The 17,053-nt window shown below is 66.2% G+C and carries 17 protein-coding genes and 1 tRNA gene; 13 read left to right on the top strand and 5 right to left on the bottom strand.

The genetic code is table 11. The annotated features are described in order from the left end of the window. The first annotated feature begins 248 nt into the window (after nt 1-248). From rplU to LL236_RS11415, 10 genes are all read left to right on the top strand, one after another. Nucleotides 249-557 carry a 50S ribosomal protein L21 gene (gene rplU / locus LL236_RS11460; protein WP_228178970.1) on the top strand — a complete coding sequence of 103 codons (309 nt, stop codon included), beginning with the start codon at nt 249-251 and terminating at the stop codon, nt 555-557. 19 nt (nt 558-576) lie between these two features. Next, complete coding sequence (gene rpmA, locus LL236_RS11455) at nt 577-834, top strand: 50S ribosomal protein L27 (RefSeq protein WP_228178968.1); 258 nt, start codon at nt 577-579, stop codon at nt 832-834. Nucleotides 835-929: 95 nt separating this feature from the next. Then, nucleotides 930-2,438: a GTPase ObgE gene (gene obgE / locus LL236_RS11450; protein ID WP_228178966.1), complete on the top strand. Its 1,509-nt coding sequence runs from the start codon at nt 930-932 to the stop codon at nt 2,436-2,438. Next, a complete protein-coding gene (proB, locus tag LL236_RS11445; protein ID WP_228178964.1) occupies nt 2,435-3,262 on the top strand; it encodes a glutamate 5-kinase in 828 nt (275 codons plus the stop codon). The genes obgE and proB overlap by 4 nt, the downstream gene beginning before the upstream one ends. Nucleotides 3,263-3,272: 10 nt before the next feature. Then, a complete protein-coding gene (locus LL236_RS11440; protein WP_228178962.1) occupies nt 3,273-4,553 on the top strand; it encodes a glutamate-5-semialdehyde dehydrogenase in 1,281 nt (426 codons plus the stop codon). Nucleotides 4,554-4,604: 51 nt separating this feature from the next. Next, nucleotides 4,605-4,829 (top strand): hypothetical protein, encoded by a 225-nt coding sequence (locus tag LL236_RS11435; RefSeq protein WP_228178960.1) that lies wholly within the window; start codon nt 4,605-4,607, stop codon nt 4,827-4,829. Nucleotides 4,830-4,836: 7 nt separating this feature from the next. Beyond that, the gene (nadD, locus tag LL236_RS11430) at nt 4,837-5,433 is read left to right on the top strand and encodes a nicotinate-nucleotide adenylyltransferase (protein ID WP_228178958.1); all 597 of its coding nucleotides are present in this window, start codon (nt 4,837-4,839) and stop codon (nt 5,431-5,433) included. Further along, nucleotides 5,430-6,479 (top strand): hypothetical protein, encoded by a 1,050-nt coding sequence (locus LL236_RS11425; protein ID WP_228178956.1) that lies wholly within the window; start codon nt 5,430-5,432, stop codon nt 6,477-6,479. Before nadD ends, LL236_RS11425 begins: the two co-directional genes overlap by 4 nt. A gap of 73 nt (nt 6,480-6,552) precedes the next feature. Then, nucleotides 6,553-6,903 (top strand): ribosome silencing factor, encoded by a 351-nt coding sequence (rsfS, locus tag LL236_RS11420; RefSeq protein WP_267189795.1) that lies wholly within the window; start codon nt 6,553-6,555, stop codon nt 6,901-6,903. Nucleotides 6,904-6,979: 76 nt separating this feature from the next. After that, nucleotides 6,980-7,055, top strand: a tRNA-Ala gene (locus LL236_RS11415). A gap of 64 nt (nt 7,056-7,119) precedes the next feature. On the opposite strand, the gene LL236_RS11410 is transcribed toward LL236_RS11415, so the two are convergent. Both LL236_RS11410 and LL236_RS11405 read right to left on the bottom strand, forming a co-directional pair. After that, complete coding sequence (locus LL236_RS11410) at nt 7,120-7,806, bottom strand: hypothetical protein (RefSeq protein WP_228178952.1); 687 nt, start codon at nt 7,804-7,806, stop codon at nt 7,120-7,122. A gap of 63 nt (nt 7,807-7,869) precedes the next feature. After that, entirely contained in the window at nt 7,870-9,162 is a 1,293-nt protein-coding gene (locus LL236_RS11405) for a M15 family metallopeptidase (RefSeq protein WP_228178945.1), read from the bottom strand. 111 nt (nt 9,163-9,273) lie between these two features. Between LL236_RS11405 and LL236_RS11400 the strand changes: the two genes are divergently transcribed. Continuing rightward, nucleotides 9,274-10,482, top strand: a complete 1,209-nt coding sequence (locus tag LL236_RS11400; RefSeq protein WP_228178944.1) for a glycoside hydrolase family 3 N-terminal domain-containing protein — start codon at nt 9,274-9,276, stop codon at nt 10,480-10,482. 9 nt (nt 10,483-10,491) lie between these two features. Here the strand turns inward: LL236_RS11400 and LL236_RS11395 are convergent, their stop codons facing one another. From LL236_RS11395 to LL236_RS11385, 3 genes are read right to left on the bottom strand one after another with little or no spacing between them, the layout of a single operon-like run. Further along, nucleotides 10,492-11,217 carry an SOS response-associated peptidase gene (locus LL236_RS11395; protein WP_228178943.1) on the bottom strand — a complete coding sequence of 242 codons (726 nt, stop codon included), beginning with the start codon at nt 11,215-11,217 and terminating at the stop codon, nt 10,492-10,494. A gap of 9 nt (nt 11,218-11,226) precedes the next feature. Next, nucleotides 11,227-12,264: an App1 family protein gene (locus LL236_RS11390; protein ID WP_228178942.1), complete on the bottom strand. Its 1,038-nt coding sequence runs from the start codon at nt 12,262-12,264 to the stop codon at nt 11,227-11,229. A gap of 4 nt (nt 12,265-12,268) precedes the next feature. Then, nucleotides 12,269-12,970, bottom strand: a complete 702-nt coding sequence (locus LL236_RS11385; RefSeq protein WP_228178941.1) for a DedA family protein — start codon at nt 12,968-12,970, stop codon at nt 12,269-12,271. 42 nt (nt 12,971-13,012) lie between these two features. Between LL236_RS11385 and LL236_RS11380 the strand changes: the two genes are divergently transcribed. Together LL236_RS11380 and leuS are read left to right on the top strand one after the other, a co-directional pair. Next, complete coding sequence (locus tag LL236_RS11380; protein WP_308017275.1) at nt 13,013-14,335, top strand: anthranilate synthase component I family protein; 1,323 nt, start codon at nt 13,013-13,015, stop codon at nt 14,333-14,335. Between the two features lie 80 nt (nt 14,336-14,415). Then, a complete protein-coding gene (gene leuS / locus LL236_RS11375; RefSeq protein WP_228178940.1) occupies nt 14,416-16,986 on the top strand; it encodes a leucine--tRNA ligase in 2,571 nt (856 codons plus the stop codon). Nucleotides 16,987-17,053: the final 67 nt, after the last annotated feature.

Here is a 17,053-nt window from a genome sequence, read left to right as displayed (position 1 = left end):
CGGCCAGAGAACTACGCGGACATTCCTATCTGAGGCAAACGCCACCGTTCCCGGACCTTTTACATGAGTCAAGTCGCCGCTTTGCGACTACGCCGCCGCATCGGGTAAAGTATTCCTTTGGTGCGTCGTGTGCCGCGTTCCGGACGGCGGCACGTCAGGGCCTCGGTTCCGCACCGCAGCGGTCATCCCCTACGGATGACCCCTCAGACAGACCGGAGCGCTGTGCTCCCAGAAGAAACAGGTGTGAAGTGGTTTACGCAGTAGTGCGCGCCGGCGGCCGGCAGGAGAAGGTTTCGGTCGGCTCGATCGTCGTTCTCGACCGTCTCGCCGCCAAGATCGGCGACAAGGTCGAGCTTCCGGCCGTGCTGCTCGTGGACGGCGACACCGTCACGACCGACGCTGCGAAGCTTTCCAAGGTCAGCGTGACCGCCGAAGTTCTCGGCGAAGAGCGCGGTCCGAAGATCGTCATTCAGAAGTTCAAGAACAAGACCGGCTACAAGAAGCGCCAGGGGCACCGCCAGGACCTCACGCGCGTCAAGGTCACCGGAATCAAGTAAGTCCCAGGAAGGCGCAGCAATGGCACACAAAAAGGGCGCTAGCTCTACCCGTAACGGTCGTGACTCCAACGCCCAGCGACTGGGCGTGAAGCGTTTCGGCGGCCAGGTCGTCAACGCCGGCGAGATCCTCGTTCGTCAGCGCGGCACGCACTTCCACCCCGGCGCGAACGTTGGTCGCGGCGGCGACGACACGCTGTTCGCGCTGTCGGCCGGCGCTGTCGAGTTCGGCACCAAGGGCGGCCGCAAGGTCGTCAACGTGGTGGCCGCCGCGGAGTGATCTGCAGCTGACATCAGTTTTCGGAAGGGGCGGGCTTCGGCTCGCCCCTTCCCGTCATCCGGCCCCGATAAGCATCCGAAGACAGGAGAAAGCGCATGGTCACTTTCGTCGACCGCGTCACCCTGCACCTTCGTGCGGGTAAGGGCGGCAATGGATGTGTGTCGGTTCGCCGTGAGAAGTTCAAGCCGCTCGCCGGACCCGACGGCGGCAACGGCGGCCACGGCGGCGATATCGTGCTGGTCGCCGACCCCCAGGTGACGACCCTGCTCTCTTACCACCACTCGCCCCACCGATCAGGTGGCAACGGCGGATTCGGGATGGGTGACAACCGATCCGGCGCCGCCGGCGAATCCATCGAGCTTCCTGTTCCGCTGGGTACCGTCGTGAAGGACCCGTCTGGCGAGGTGCTCGTCGATCTCATCGAGCCCGGGATGCGTTACGTCGTGGCCCCGGGCGGTCTCGGCGGTCTCGGCAATGCCTCGCTCGCCTCGCCGAAGCGCAAGGCCCCGGGCTTCGCACTACTTGGCACTCCAGGGTGGGAGGGCGATGTCGTCCTCGAGTTGAAGACGGTCGCCGACGTTGCGTTGGTCGGTTTCCCCTCTGCGGGAAAGTCCAGCCTGATCGCGGCCATCTCAGCTGCGCGCCCGAAGATCGCTGATTACCCGTTCACGACTCTCCATCCGAACCTCGGTGTCGTCGAAGCCGGTGATGTGCGCTTCACCGTCGCTGATGTGCCCGGCCTGATCGAAGGGGCCAGCAGCGGCCGCGGACTCGGCCTGGAGTTCCTGCGGCATGTCGAGCGCTGCACGGCGCTCGTGCACGTGTTGGACTGCGCGACGCTCGATCCGGGTCGCGATCCGCTCACCGATCTCGATGTGATCCTCGCGGAACTCGCCGCCTATCCCGTTCCCGAGGGGCAACTGCCGTTGCTCGAGCGCCCCCAGGTCATCGCCCTGAACAAGGTCGACGTGCCCGAGGCTCGGGATCTCGCTGATCTGGTGCGTCCCGACCTTGAAGCACGCGGTTACCGCGTCTTCGAGATTTCGACGGTGAGCCGATCTGGTCTCCGCGAGCTGAGCTTCGCGCTGGCCTCCATCGTCGCCGAGCACCGGGCCGCGCAGGCGGACACACCGAAGCCCGAACGTGTCGTCATCCGTCCGCACGGCGCTCAGCAGGACTTCTCTGTCCGCGTCGAGGGCGGCACGTATGGCCCGGTCTACCGCATCCTGGGCGCGAAGCCTTTGCGGTGGGTCCAGCAGACCGACTTTCAGAACGATGAAGCTGTCGGATACCTTGCCGACCGGCTGGAGAAGCTCGGTGTCGAAGACGAGCTGTATCGCCTCGGCGCGACGCCCGGCGCGACGGTCGTCATCGGCGGCGACGACGGTGTGATCTTCGACTGGCAGCCCTCGCTGAGCTCCGTAGCGGAGCTGATGACGGCGCCGCGCGGCACCGATCCCCGCCTCGACCAGAACTCGCGGCGTACGACCGCGCAACGTCGCGAGCGTTACCACGAGCGAATGGACGCGAAGGCTGAGGCGCGGGAGGAACTCGAGGCCGAACGGCTGGCAGCACGGGGCGAGGCGGAGGACGACGAGCAGTGACTGTGACCGAGCGCGAGGGTCTCTTCGGTTGCCGACGGGTTGTCGTCAAAGTCGGATCATCGTCAATCAGCGGTGAGCACGCCTGGCGCATCGACGCGATCGTCGCCGCGATCGCTGCGGCTCATGGGCGCGGTACCGAAGTCGTGCTCGTCTCCTCGGGAGCTATCGCGACAGCCCTTCCGCTTCTGAAGCTCGACGGCCGCCCGGATGACTTGGCAACCCAGCAGGCCTCGGCCGCGGTGGGTCAGAACGTGCTCATGTGGCGGTACCAGACCAGCCTCGACCGGTTCGGCATCCTTGCCGGGCAGGTCCTGCTTACTGCCGGTGATCTGGAGAATGCCACCCACCGCTCGAACGCGCGGCGAGCCATGGAGCGACTACTGGGGCTTCGGATCCTTCCGATCGTCAACGAGAACGACACTGTCGCGACGCACGAGATCAGGTTCGGCGACAATGACAGGCTTGCAGCCCTCGTGGCCCAGCTCGTTGGTGCCGACGCTCTGGTTCTGCTCAGTGACATCGAAGCCCTCTACACGCGGCCGCCGGACGAGCCCGGTGCCACCCCGATCGATCGCGTGGAACCGGGCGATGACCTGCACGGTTTCCAGTTTGGTTCGGTCGTGGTCAACAGCGTCGGGACCGGGGGAGCCGCGACCAAGGTCTCCGCGGCGCGGTTGGCTGCGGCTGCCGGCGTGGGGGTCCTTGTCACCAGCGCCGATCGCGTTGACCAGGCGCTGCGCGGCGAGAACATCGGCACATGGTTCGCTCCGAATCCGCATCCTGTCGCATCTGCTCTCACCGGCCCCATCGCCGTCGATCGGTAGGCTGGCGATCATGTCAACCACGCTGATGTCACCGACGGATGCCGTCACCGGCGCTCGGGAGCGGATGCAGCACGCCAAGAGCGCTGCGCGCACGGTGGGCCTGCTCTCCACGCAGCGCAAGAGCGACATGCTGAATGCCGTTGCGGCGCGTCTGGAAGCCGACACCGATCGGATCGTCGAGGCGAACGCGGCCGACCTGCAACGGGGCCGCGACACTGGGCTCTCGGAGGCGCTCCAGGACCGGCTCCGCCTCGACCCTGTGCGGGTCGCGGCGCTGGCCGCAGCGGTGCGCGAGGTCGCCGAGCTTCCGGACCCGGTCGGTCGAGTGCTCGAGGAGCGTCGGCTCGAGAATGGCCTGTCGCTGACCAAGGTGGCGGTGCCGTTCGGTGTGGTCGGATCCATCTACGAAGCGCGCCCCAACGTGACTGTCGACATTGCTGCGCTTGCGCTGCGCTCTGGCAACGCCGTGGTGTTGCGCGGCGGCTCTGCCGCCGAGAACAGTAACCGGGCGCTCATCGCGAGCATGCGGGCTGCCCTCGAGAGCGTCGGTGTTGATGCCGAGGCGATCCAGACCGTGGATGACTTCGGCCGCGACGGCGCACGGGCCATGATGCAGGCTCGTGGCCTGATCGATGTGCTCGTGCCGCGGGGCAGTGCCCAACTCATCGAGACGGTTGTTACCGAATCGACCGTGCCGGTCATCGAGACCGGAGCCGGACTCGTTCACATCGTTCTCGATGAGAGCGCGCGCGCCGATTGGGCACTGGATATCGTCGTCAACGCCAAGGCACAGCGGCCGAGCGTCTGTAACGCTGTGGAGACGGTGCTGGTGCACCGTGGTGCCGCTGACCGGCTCGTTCCCGACCTGGTGGCGGCTCTCCACGCAGCCGGCGTGACCGTGCACGGTGACGTCGACGTGTCGGCACGAGCCGAAGGAGTAGTCCCGGCCACACCGGAGGACTGGGCAACGGAGTACCTGAGCCTCGACGTCGCCATCCGTGTCGTTGACGACCTGGATGCCGCGCTCGAGCACATCCGCACATACTCCTCGCAGCACACCGAATCGATTATCACCGAGGATCCCGCGGCTGCTGAGCGCTTCCTCGCGGAGGTGGACTCTGCGGTGGTCATGGTCAACTCGTCGACGCGGTTCACGGACGGGGGCGAGTTCGGCTTCGGCGCCGAGGTCGGGATCTCGACCCAGAAGCTCCATGCCCGGGGTCCTATGGGGCTCCCTGAACTGACGAGCACGAAGTGGCTGGTGCGCGGTGCCGGTCAGGTGCGCGGCTGAGAGCTAAGCTGGATACGCGCACCTGTCGCCGCAGCCACGAACGGAGTTTCAATGACCCTCGTCTCGCTTCTCGCCTTCGCCGCAGAAGAGTCGGAGCACCACGGCAACGTGGCATTGGAGACCGTCATCTTCGGGATCATCGCCCTGGCTGTCTTCGGGCTCTTGGCGCTTGTGACTGCGTCGTATCGCAACGTCGCGAACCGTCACGCGCACAAGGCTGAGGCTTACGCAAAGACCCACGCGGCTGAGCTGCAGCGATCGGGGCACGGCCACTAGGCATCCGATGTCGGCAGCACGAGCACGCCGAATCGGGGTGATGGGCGGGACGTTCGATCCCATCCACCACGGGCACCTGGTCGCGGCAAGCGAAGTTGCCGACTCCTTCGGGCTGGACGAGGTGGTGTTCGTTCCCACCGGACAGCCCTGGCAGAAAAGCGACGTCACGGAGTCCGAGCATCGGTATCTCATGACGGTGATCGCGACGGCATCCAACCCCAGCTTCTCGGTCAGCCGTGTCGATATCGATCGAGACGGCCCGACCTACACGATCGATACTCTCCGTGACGTGCAGCGACTCAATCCCGACGCGGATTTGTACTTCATTACCGGCGCGGATGCGATTGCGCAGATCCTCAGCTGGAGAAATCATGATGAACTGTGGGAGTTGGCGCACTTTGTCGCCGTCTCACGACCCGGCCACGTCTTGAACACTGACGGGCTCCCTGTCGAGGACGTAAGCCAACTAGAGATCCCCGCGCTGGCGATCTCGTCGACGGACTGTCGAGGACGGGTTCGCGGGGGACACCCCGTGTGGTACCTGGTCCCTGACGGAGTCGTCCAATACATTGCGAAGCACCATCTGTATCGGAGCAACGAATGACGAATGAGCAGCAACCGAACCAGCCGTTGACGCGTCGGCAGCTTCGGGAGCTCCGCAGCACGGGTGCAACCCCGATCCTGACGCCCGAGGGCACGCCGATCATGCCGCCGGCCCAGGCGACGACAGCTGCGAACGAGGCCAAGGCGCCGTCCGACGCCGACGATCGTCAGGACGTCGGGCAGGCTCCTGCCACGGCGGACTCCGCCGATGAGGCGTCCGAGACCGGTGAGTCAGCCGAGCCCGCGGCATCCGGGGGATCGGTTGACCCCTCGAGAGAGCCCGCACCGGCTCCGGCGGAGGAGTCGCCAGCCGTGGCTGATAAAGGCCAGGGTTCGGGCCCTAGCCCGTCAGAGCCAACTCCCGATCCTGACGGGGCTCCTCTGACCCGCCGGCGCGCCCGGGAGCGTACCGGCAACACTGACGCTCTCGCCGTCAACAATCCTGACGGTGACCACCGTGTGCCCTTCGTCTCGGTTCCGCCGGTATCGCCGGAGGAGCATCCGATCTCCCAGGCCGCGGCCGGACTCGCGTCGGGCGAACCTGCGGAGCGCGGCACGGTGAGCCCGCAGCTCGGATCGGCACTGCTCGCTGGCGTGGCGACAGAGCCCGACCCGCGACCGAGTTTCGACCAGCTCATCTCGCGTCCCAGCGCGGGCTCGACCGGCACCGGCAGCGCGCTGATCGTTACGGATTCCCCGCCGCAGGGCATCACGGCCCCCGTCAACGCCACAGGCGAGGTGCTCGTCACCGGCAGCCTGGCACTGCCCGACCTTTTCGCGACGACCGGGCAGATGCCCGGCACCTCCGAGGGCTTTGACATCGATGCCACGTTTGCCGACGGGGAAATCCCGCAGCACTCGTCGCCGACGCCGATCGCCGCCAGCGCAGCGATCAGTACGGTGAAGACGACGGCTGAGATCATCAAGCCCCCTGCGCCTGAGAAGGGCTCGCGGCTCATGCTGACCCTCGCCATTACCGCAGGCGTTCTGGCGCTGGCTCTGGTGGGCGTCCTGATCCTCGCCTTCGCGACAGGGGTGTTCTCGTGACGCGCTGCGCCGGTTCGTTGGGTTACGCGAGCACGGGAGCGCGCGCGTGACGGCTACTGAAACGTCGAAGCAGATGCTCGCGATCGCGGCTGCCGCGGCTGAGGCGACGGGTGCCGAGGACCTCGTGGCGCTGGATGTCTCGGAGCCGCTCCCGCTCGTCGATATCTTTCTGCTCGCGACCGGTCGCAGCGAACGCAATGTCGCGGCGATCGCCGAAGAGATCGAAGAGAAGCTGCTGGAGGCAGGACACAAGCGTCTGCGCCGCGAGGGGCGCCAAGAGTCGCGGTGGATACTGCTGGACTTCGGTGATCTGGTCGTCCACGTGTTCCACGAGCAGGAGAGAGCCTTCTACGGCCTGGAACGCCTCTGGAAGGACTGCCCGATCGTCCCCATCGATCGACCGGCGCAGGCTGTCACAGACTGAGAGCGGATGCTGCATCGGTTCGGCTGGCGTTCGCCGATGTAGTAATCTGTTCTAGTTGCCTCTTGGGGCAGCATCCGGGCCTGTGGCGCAGCTGGTAGCGCACCTGCATGGCATGCAGGGGGTCAGGGGTTCGAGTCCCCTCAGGTCCACCAAACGAAGAAGGGCGCCCCGCGTGGGCGCCCTTCTTCGTTTATACGGGGGACCGAAGCACCTTCTCTAGAACCAGGTGATGGGGATGATCACCGTCAGTCCGAGGCCGAGCAGGAAGATGCCGCTGCTCACGCCGATGAGGACCCACTGGGCGCGGCGGTTTCGGATCACCGCGGCGATACCGAGGAGGAAGAGCGAGATCGCCATCAGGACCGTGTTCAACGTCAATCGATCGCTGTACTGATTGGCTTCGTCGCCTCGAGCGAGCAGAGTTTCAGCCTCGGCATCCGTCTCCGACCATCCTCCGAAGAGCGCTTCAAGGTAGTCCTCTGAACCCTGCGGATCGGTGTAGGTCGTTGGGTCTGCCTCGTTCTCGGCCTGAGCCCTCGTGATCGCGGCGTCCAGGTCGTCTGAGACGCTCGTGAAGTACAACTGGTCGTACTTCTCCGATGCTGTGGCAGCGAGGTTCGGGTCTGCGCTGCCCATCTCGATCTGATACTCGAAGAGGCGTGTCAGGGTCTCGGCATCCTGCACGTACTGCTGGTTGGCTTCGAGGTAGAGCGACTCGGCCTCGGTCTGGGCTGCACCGCCGCGCGAGTACGCGGCGGCTTGTTGGCCGCCGTACAACGCCGCTTGGAAAGAAACGTACGCAGTCGCTACCGAAACGACGCCGAGGAGGATGACGATCAGCAGTTGCAGATCGTCGAGAAACGATCGGCGGGATGCCGGGATCGCATCGGGAGAGTCGGGCATGAGCGAGATCGTACTGCCTCTGGGAGGCCGCTCAGAATAGGCGGGTGGGGTGGCGAAACGCGCTCAGTCGTAGACCGAGGTGATGCCCAGATACTCTTCGAGCGAGAGCCCGCTGTTGTACACCGCCGTGGCAGTGTCGACGCCGAGGTAGCGCAGGTGCCAGGGCTCCCAGATGTATCCGGTCACGCCCTCTTTGCCCTGCGGATAGCGCACGATGAAACCGAATCGGTGCGCGTTGGCGGCGACCCATTGACCCTCGGGTGTGTAGCCGAACGCTTCCGTGATGGTGTTCAGATCGAACGCGAGGCCCGACTGGTGCTCGCTGTGCCCGGGCCGCGCCGAATAGCGGTCAGCGGCAGCCGAACCGTCGCGGGACGCATAGCTGTTGTAGACCTTGACCTGCGTCGCGTACGAGCGGAACCCGCTCGCGATCCAGAGGTTGTGGCCCACGGATGCCGCTTCCGCCCGCATCCGCTCGAACGCGGCGAGCGTGTCGCCGGTGAGCCCGTTCCCGTACCAGCTGGGGAGGCGATAGGTCTTGTTGACGATCAGGATGCCGTTGATGTACGTGGGCTGAACGCCGTCGTCCCCGCCGCCACTGTTGCCCCGCGCCTGCGCAGCCTCAGCTGCGGCTTGCGAGTCTTGGACCGCGGTCCATGATTGCTGGTACGCCCCGATCCGCTGCGACGCGCTACCAGCCGCCGGGTCGCCGAGCGCGGCGACCGCGGCAGCGTACGCATCCTTGGTCTCCTGCGAGGCAAGACTCGGCACCTCGACCGCTGCGCCGTGAGCTGCTGCCGACGCAACGACGGCGTCGATGTCGGCCAACGCCGCAGTGGTGGCGGCCTCAAGCTCCGAGGTCGACTGCTCAGATGTGTCGGCAGTCTCCGTCAGGAGGGCCGTATCCTCGGTGAGCGATTGTGCCTGCGCGAGCTGCGCCTCTCGGCCTTCGGGTACGTCTGGCGTCGAGCGCGGGTCGGGCGCGGTTGTCGTAGCCGTCACCTCACCCGGCGCGGCGATCGTCAGCAGCCCCGCCGCGACTAGTGCATCCAACGACGCTCGCAGCGCGTCGAGCGTTGCTGAGTCCTGCAGCATCTCGGCGTTCGTGACCTCGATGACCGTCGATGCCTCAGCCGCCGCAGCGATGGCATCCGTCTGGGCGGCACTGAACGCGGATGCCGATTCGTCGACGGCTTCTCCGGAGGCTACCCACTCAGCGAGTGCCTCATCGAAGGCGGCACGGGCCTTGGCGTTGTCGGTCGTGATCGTCCCGACGACGCCGGCCGTGGTGAACACCGCCGCGAAGCCGAGGAACGTCCGGCGCGCGATCGCGCGGTCTTTGCGGCTTGCCCCCATGAACACAAGGGTAGTGCGCGTGAGAACGGGTACCGTGAAAATGTGAGTTCGGCAGGTCGCCATCGATTCCGCGCGGTGCGCCGCGGAGAACACACGGGCACGCTCGCGCCCGTGACGCGCGCGCGTACCGCGGCAGCAATCGTGGCCTGCTTCGGGTTCTGCGGTCTCGGCCTCGCACCCGCCGCGGATGCCGCGAGCGCGCCGTCGGGTGGGACCCAAGCGCCGGCGGGTGAGGTCGTTGTTGTCCCCGGCACCGTCGAGAGCGTCGCGGCCCGCGCTACCGCGGCAGTTGCAGCGATGAGCCTGACCGAGCGAGCCGCGAGCGTCATCATGGGGCAGATCTCGACGACCGACTCCGCGGTTCTGCGCGATTACATGTCGAGCACCCGCGTCGGCGGGTTCATCCTGATGGGCGCGAACATCCCCGGTAGCGAAGACCGGTTGCGCGAGATCACCGCAGCACTCACGGTTGACCCGGCGGTTCCGCCGCTGCTGGGGGTCGACCAGGAAGGTGGCGACGTGTCGCGCCTCCCGTGGGATGATTTCCCATCGTCGATCACGCTCAAGAATGAGTCGCCGGAGGCTACCGAGCTCGCATTCGCTGGGCGGGGCGCCCTGGTGCAGCGCGCCGGCATCTCCGTGAACTTCGGCATCGTCGCCGACATCACAGACGACACGAGCATGTTCATCTACCGTCGGGCTCTCGGGACAAACCCCGAGAGCGGAGCGTCACACGTTGCCGCTGCGGTGGTCGGCGAGGAACCCGAGGCGCTGTCGACCCTCAAGCACTTCCCGGGCCATGGCGCTGCCCCGGGCGATTCGCACCGCGGCATCCCGTCGACGACAGAGACCTACGACCAGTGGCGTCAAACAGATGCTGTTCCCTTCGCGGCTGGCATCGACGCCGGCGCTCCGTTGCTCATGTTCGGGCACCTCGCGTACACATCGATCGACGAGAAGCCCGCGACCCTGTCTAGCGAGTGGCACCGCATCGCGCGAGAAGAGCTCGGCTTCGACGGCGTCGCGATCACCGATGACCTCGGGATGCTCGAGGCGTCAGGTCTGCGGGAATACCAGGATCCCGTTGCCAACGCCGTCGCTGCCCTTGCGGCGGGCAACGACATGCTGCTGTCGGTTTTGGGAACGAACTCCCAGACGGCGGCGGAGCTGACGGCGGGCATCGTCGCCGCCGTTGAGTCCGGCGCCCTTCCCGCTGAGCGCCTGGACGAAGCCGCGGTGCGAGTGATGACGCTGCGGCTGCAGACCGCGGGCGCTGGCCGCGGTCTCGTGCCCTGCTCGTCCTGCGCTCCCGCAGCCTGATCCCGCTTGTCAGGGAAGCGGCGGTCCTGGCACGGGCTCGATCAGCGCGCGTGAGTTGTTCCGGACGTTCCCGACGTCTGAGCTGACCGGATACACATCCAGGGTGTCGGCAACCATCTCGGCAGCGTCGACGGCGGCATCCAGGATGTCTCGCGGATAGTCGACAGTGGGGTCGAGCCAGGCGTCAGCGTGATCGGGATCCATGAACACCGGCATCCTGTCGTGGAGCGATCCGAGTCCGCCGGAAGAAGCGCGCGTGAGGATCGTGAACGAGAGCACCCACCGGTCGTCAGCATTCTCGGGCTTCGACGGATCCTTCCACCATTCGTAGAGCCCAGCGAACAGCAGAGGTTCGTCATCGGCAGGATGAATGAAGTACGGCGTCTTGCCGGCATCCGTGCGATGCCATTCGTAGTAGCCGGTCACGGGGACGATCGCGCGCCGCTTCTCGAGTGCGGCCCGGAACATCGGCTTGTCTTCGAGCTCCTCGGAGCGGGCGTTGAATGCTCGTGCCCCGATCGAGAGATCCTTCGCCCAGCCGGGAACCAGGCCCCAGCGGGCGCTTTCCAGCCGTCGAACCGGCGGTTCGGACTTCGCCGAGTCGAGCACGATCGCGGCCCTGTCGGTCGGTGCGATATTGAACGACGGTCCGGGCAGGTCATCGCCGACGAGGCCGACGCGAAGCATCCCCACCAGTTCGGTTCCAACGCTTGCCACCACGAACCGTCCGCACATGCGGCAAGACTACGCGGGGGATACCCCAGCAGCTTGGAGCCGGTCGAGCAGCCCCGCCCCGTCGGATGCGGTCACCCACGGCACTTCGGCTGCCGAGTGGTCGTTCACTGCGGTTCGTCCGCCAGCGAGCACGGCTTCAGCAGGGGAGAGGCGGCGGATCGCGACAGCCGCGACGTGTCCGGGGTTCTCGCTGGCGAAGGCCGTGTAGATCGCGTCGTCGTGCTGCCCGTCATCGCCCACGAGCAGCCAGCGGATGTCGGGGAACTCCTCGGCGAGGCGCTGCAGACTGTGCTCTTTGTGGGCTCGTCCGCTGCGGAACCACCGGTCATGGGTGGGACCCCAGTCGGTGAGAAGGAGCGCTCCGGGCGGGAAGAGGTGGCGTCGCATGAAGCGCACCAGCGTCGGCGCGACGTTCCATGCCCCCGTCGACAAGTACACGACAGGACAGCCCGGATTCTCGCGCGCAAGCCGCTCGAGAAGCACAGCCATCCCAGGAACCGGCTGCCTGGCGTGTTCGTCGACGACGAAGGAGTTCCACGCCGCAAGCAGCGGACGCGGCAGTGCTGTGACCATGACGGTGTCGTCGACATCCGAGACGATGCCAAAGCGCGCATCCGGCGCAACGACGAACACGCGGGATTCAACGGGAGCGCTGCCTTCGACGGTCATCGTGAACGTTTGCCATCCGGGCGACAGCGCGGCATCCAGCACGACATCCACGACACCGCCCCGGTCCGCTTTCACTGTGTGCGTGTGGCCCGCGACAGTGACGTCCACACGAGCGAAGCCGACCGGAACCGCGAGAAAGCTGCGCCAGCCTCGAACCGAGGCATACTCCCCGCCGCCGCGCGGCTTACGCGGCGGAACGATCAGCACGCGTCCGAGAACCCGAATCCAGCCATCGCCGCCGTACCCCGCAAACGGGGTCACGGTGGGCTTGAGGCCGCGCGCGCGGGCGCGTCGCTCCCGCCAGGTGTGAAAGCGTCGCTCAAGTCGTGCGAGCCACAGGATCTTGGGGGGCGCGGGGGTTTCCTCCGGTCCGGGCACCCGTTCAGTCTGTCATGCCATCGAGGGTCGGGTTTCGTGGGGCATCTTCCGACGGAGTGCGCTCGTCACCCGCATCCATGTGCCGCCGCTCGATGCGGTGCAGCACTTTCTTGCCCACGTAGATCGCCAGGATGAACAGCGCGATGGCGGCGACGAAGATGTATCCGGCGTAGTGAGCGCTGTCAGCGAGGTCGCGGTAGGTCCCCGCTGCGGCCGACGCGACCGAGACGTAGATCGTCGCCCACAGGATGCAGGCAGGCGCTGTCCACGCGAGGAACCGCCGGTACGCGAAGCCGGTCATCCCGACCGTCAACGGCACCAGGGAATGCAAGACCGGCAGGAATCGGCTCAGGAAGATCGCGATCCCACCACGCCGGTTGACGTACAGCTCGGCCCTGATCCACGAACGCTCACCGATGCGGGCACCGAGGCGTGAGTATCGGATGCGCGGGCCGAGGAATCGTCCCAGCCAGAAACCGATGCTTTCGCCGATGAGCGCGCCGATCACGACTGCGACCCCCAGCGCCACCCCCTCCCACGGGCTGCCGACAGCGGTGCCGGCGATGATCACAATCGTGTCGCCCGGAACCACGAGTCCGACCAGAACACTGGTCTCGAGCATGATGGCAAGACCTGCCACGAGGGTGCGCACCACCGGATCGACTGCTTGCACCGTATCCAGCAGCCACGTGAGCCACTCGTTCATCCTTGAAGCGTAGAGCCGCCGACAGCGTTTAGCCTGTGAGGCGTGACCACGCCGCCGTCGAACGTTCCGCTGGCGGCGTGGCGTGACCCCGAGCAGGTCTTCTGCGGATGGGCGCATCGGTACGAGAACGCGTTCTGGCTGGATGCCGGCCCCGGTGCGACCACCGGGAAGAGTTGGGTTGGTATTGGTGAGCCCGTCGCCTCGGATGCTGTCGAGCGGGTGGTCTTGCGGGGGAGTGCTGCCGAGGACGACTCGCGCTCGGGTGAGCGTGGCCCGCGGCCCGGGGCATGGGTTGGCTGGTTCGACTACGACGCCGGTGCGCGGCGGGCGGGGGCGCCATCGTTCCCGGACTCGGGCGGCGACGCCCGATGGATGCAGGTGCGCGCTGTCGTCGAGTTCGACCATGCGGCATCCATCGCGACAGTGTTTGCGGCGGGTGACGCTGGAGAGCTCGCTGCGGGCCTCCTGGACCTGCCGCGTCCGGGTGAGATTCCCCAGCCGACGCCGGTGGTGGCGTCAGCACGACACGACGCGACCACCTATGCCGCTCTGATCGAGGAGTGCCGCGAGCAGATCCGCCAGGGAAACGCCTACCAGCTGTGCCTCACGACGCGATTCGAGGTGCAAGGCGCCGTCGATGCGCTGGCTGCATACCGGCGCCTGCGACGAGGAGTCAGTGCTCACCATGGTGGCTTCGTGCGGATCGCCGACCGAGCGCTCTTGAGCGCGAGTCCCGAGCAGTTTCTGGAGGCCGACCACGGCCGCATTCGGACTCACCCGATCAAGGGAACCCGTCCTCGCTCGGTTGACGCGGAAGTCGATGCCGAACTCGCTGAAGATCTGCGCGCTGACGTCAAAGAGCGGGCCGAGAACGTCATGATCGTTGACCTGATGCGAAACGACCTCTCGCGCATCTGCCAGACCGGCACCGTCACTGTCGAGCGACTCTTCGACGTCGAGTCCTATCCAGCCGTGCATCAACTCGTGAGCACGGTTGCGGGCGACCTCCGCCCCAACATCCAGGTCGGCGACCTGCTCGGCGCGACATTTCCTGCCGGCAGCATGACGGGTGCGCCGAAGCTTTCAGCGATGTCAATTCTGCACCGACTCGAGGGTGCGCCGCGGGGTCTCTTCGCCGGATGCTTCGGTTGGATTTCACCGCAGGGAGACCTGGACCTCGCGATGGTGATTCGATCGATTGTCATCGAGCAGGATCACGCCTACGTCGGCGCGGGCGGCGGCATCACCTGGCTCTCGCAGGCATCGTCGGAGGTAGCGGAGGTCGTCGTGAAAGCGCGTGGACCACTCGCCGCTCTTGGTGCATCCGTCCCGCCGAGCTGGGTGACAGCAGCCCCGGGCGCGTGATTCCAGGCATCCGGTAGCCTGGATGGTGCGCTTTCGCGCGTCTTTCCTGCTTCCCGATTGGTACCTGTTACGTGAGTCAGATGGCCCCTACCGACACCGTTGCCGCCCACGGTCCTGAAGGCGGGTATGACCCGCAAGCGGTCCAGGCCAAGTGGCAGGAGCGCTGGGCGGCCGCCGATCCGTTCCGCGCGGGTGGGGCCGATGACACACGTCCGCGCAAGTACGTGCTCGCGATGTTCCCGTACCCGTCGGGTGACCTGCACATGGGGCACGCCGAGAACTACCTCTACTCCGACATCGTCGCCCGCAGCTGGCGGCACCGCGGCTACAACGTGCTCAACCCGATCGGGTGGGACTCATTCGGTCTGCCGGCAGAGAACGCGGCGATCAAGCGCGGGGCCGACCCGCGTGAGTGGACCTACGCGAACATCGACCAGCAGAAGGCCGGTTTCCGTTCCTACGGGGTGTCGTTCGACTGGAATCGGGTGCTGCACACCAGCGACCCGGAGTACTACCAGTGGAACCAGTGGCTGTTCCAGCGGCTGTTCGAGCGCGGGCTGGCGTATCGCAAAGAGAGCCCGGTCAACTGGTGCCCGGTCGACCAGACGGTGCTGGCAAACGAACAGGTCGTTGACGGCCACTGTGAGCGTTGCGGCGCTGAAGTCATCAAGAAGAAGCTCACGCAGTGGTACTTCCGCATCACCGACTACGCCGATCGCCTGCTCGATGACCTGAACCAGCTTGAGGGCTTCTGGCCTCACAAGGTCATTCAGATGCAGCGCAACTGGATCGGCCGTTCAGTAGGTGCCGATATCGACTTCGAGATCGAGGGTCGCGCCGAGAAGGTCACGGTCTTCTCGACCCGGCCCGACACGCTGTACGGCGCAACCTTCATGGTTGTCGCTCCCGACAGCGATCTGGCTGCGGAACTGGCATCCGGCTCAACGCCCGAGGTACGGATGCGGTTCCAGGACTACCTCGAGACCGTGCAGAAGCAGACCGAGATCGAGCGTCAGAACACGGATCGCCCCAAGACCGGCGTGTTCTTGGACCGCTACGCGATCAACCCGATCAACGGTGAGCGTCTGCCGATCTGGGCCGCCGACTACGTGTTGGCCGACTACGGCCACGGCGCGGTCATGGCAGTTCCAGCACACGATCAGCGTGACCTCGACTTCGCGCGGGAGTTCGGTCTCCCCATCCGTGTTGTGGTCGACACGACGGCACCTGCCACCGGCGCGATTCCGGTCATCGCTGAAGACGGGCCGCTGTCGGAGGATGCCGATGACATCGAATCGATCGATCCCGCGAAGACGGGTGTGGCGCTCACCGGTGAGGGGCGTCTGATCAACTCCGGGTCGCTGGATGGGCTGAGTAAGCGCAATGCCATCACGCGGATCACCGAGGAGCTGGAAGCTGCCGGAACCGGTCGCGCGTCAAAGTCCTATCGCCTGCGCGACTGGCTCATTTCCCGCCAGCGCTTCTGGGGAACGCCGATCCCGATGGTGCACACCGAGGACGGTCGGATCGTGCCGGTGCCCGAGGACGAGCTGCCCGTGCGGCTTCCCGACGCACACGGCCTCGACCTGGCGCCCAAGGGAACGTCGCCGCTGGGCGCAGCATCGGAGTGGATGGCCACCACCGACCCCGAGACCGGTGCCGCGGCTCTCCGTGACCCCGACACGATGGACACGTTCGTCGACAGCTCGTGGTATTTCCTCCGGTTCCTGTCTCCGGGCAATGACTCGGTGGCGTTCGACCCGACAGAGGCACAGCGTTGGGCGCCGGTGGACTTCTACATCGGAGGCGTCGAGCACGCCATCCTGCACCTGCTCTACGCGCGGTTCATCACCAAGGTCCTCTTCGACATGGGACTTGTCGACTTCACCGAACCCTTCTCAAGCCTCATCAACCAGGGCATGGTGATTCTGGGCGGCACGAAGATGTCGAAGAGCAAGGGCAATCTCGTGCTCTTCCACGAGGAGCTCGCGACGCACGGCGCCGACGCGCTGCGCGTGGCTCTTGCTTTTGCGGGCCCCGTCGAGGACGACAAGGACTGGGCTGACGTTTCCACGACGGGTGCGCAGAAGTTCCTCTCGCGTGCGTGGCGGATCGCGCAAGACGTCACGAGCGAACCGGATGTCGTGTGGGCTGAGGGCGATGTTGCGCTGCGCCGCGTCACCCACCGCCTCTGGGCCGAAGCCCCGGGTCTGATCGAGCAGACGAAGTTCAACGTCGTCGTCGCTCGCCTGATGGAACTGGTCAACGCGATCCGTAAGACCATTGACACCGGTGCGGGACCCGCGGACCCTGCCGTCCGGGAAGCGGCCGAAGCGGTGGCGATGATTCTCGACCTGTTCGCCCCGCACACGGCAGAGGAGATGTGGGAAGCGCTCGGCTACGAGCCCTTCGTCGGACTAGTCGGGTGGCGTCAGGCCGATCCGACGCTGCTGGTCGAGGACACGGTCACGGCAGTTGTGCAGATCGACGGAAAGGTGCGTGGAACGCTCGAAGTCTCGGCCAAGATCGACGGTGCCGACCTGGAGGCGCTGGCTCGCGCAGACGAGCGGGTCGTTCGTTCGCTGGCCGGGCGCGAGATCACGCGCGCTATCGTTCGCGCTCCGAAGGTCGTCAGCTTCAGCACGAACTGACGCCTTCCTCCCCACGGGAGGTCTGCGAGAGCTTCTGCACCGCCCAGGTCGATGCGTCGATCCCGGG

This window comes from Microbacterium schleiferi (assembly GCF_020781975.1).
GTDB lineage: Bacteria > Actinomycetota > Actinomycetes > Actinomycetales > Microbacteriaceae > Microbacterium.
Note: the sequence above shows the minus strand (reverse complement) of the source record. Positions and strands in the feature narration are given on the sequence as shown.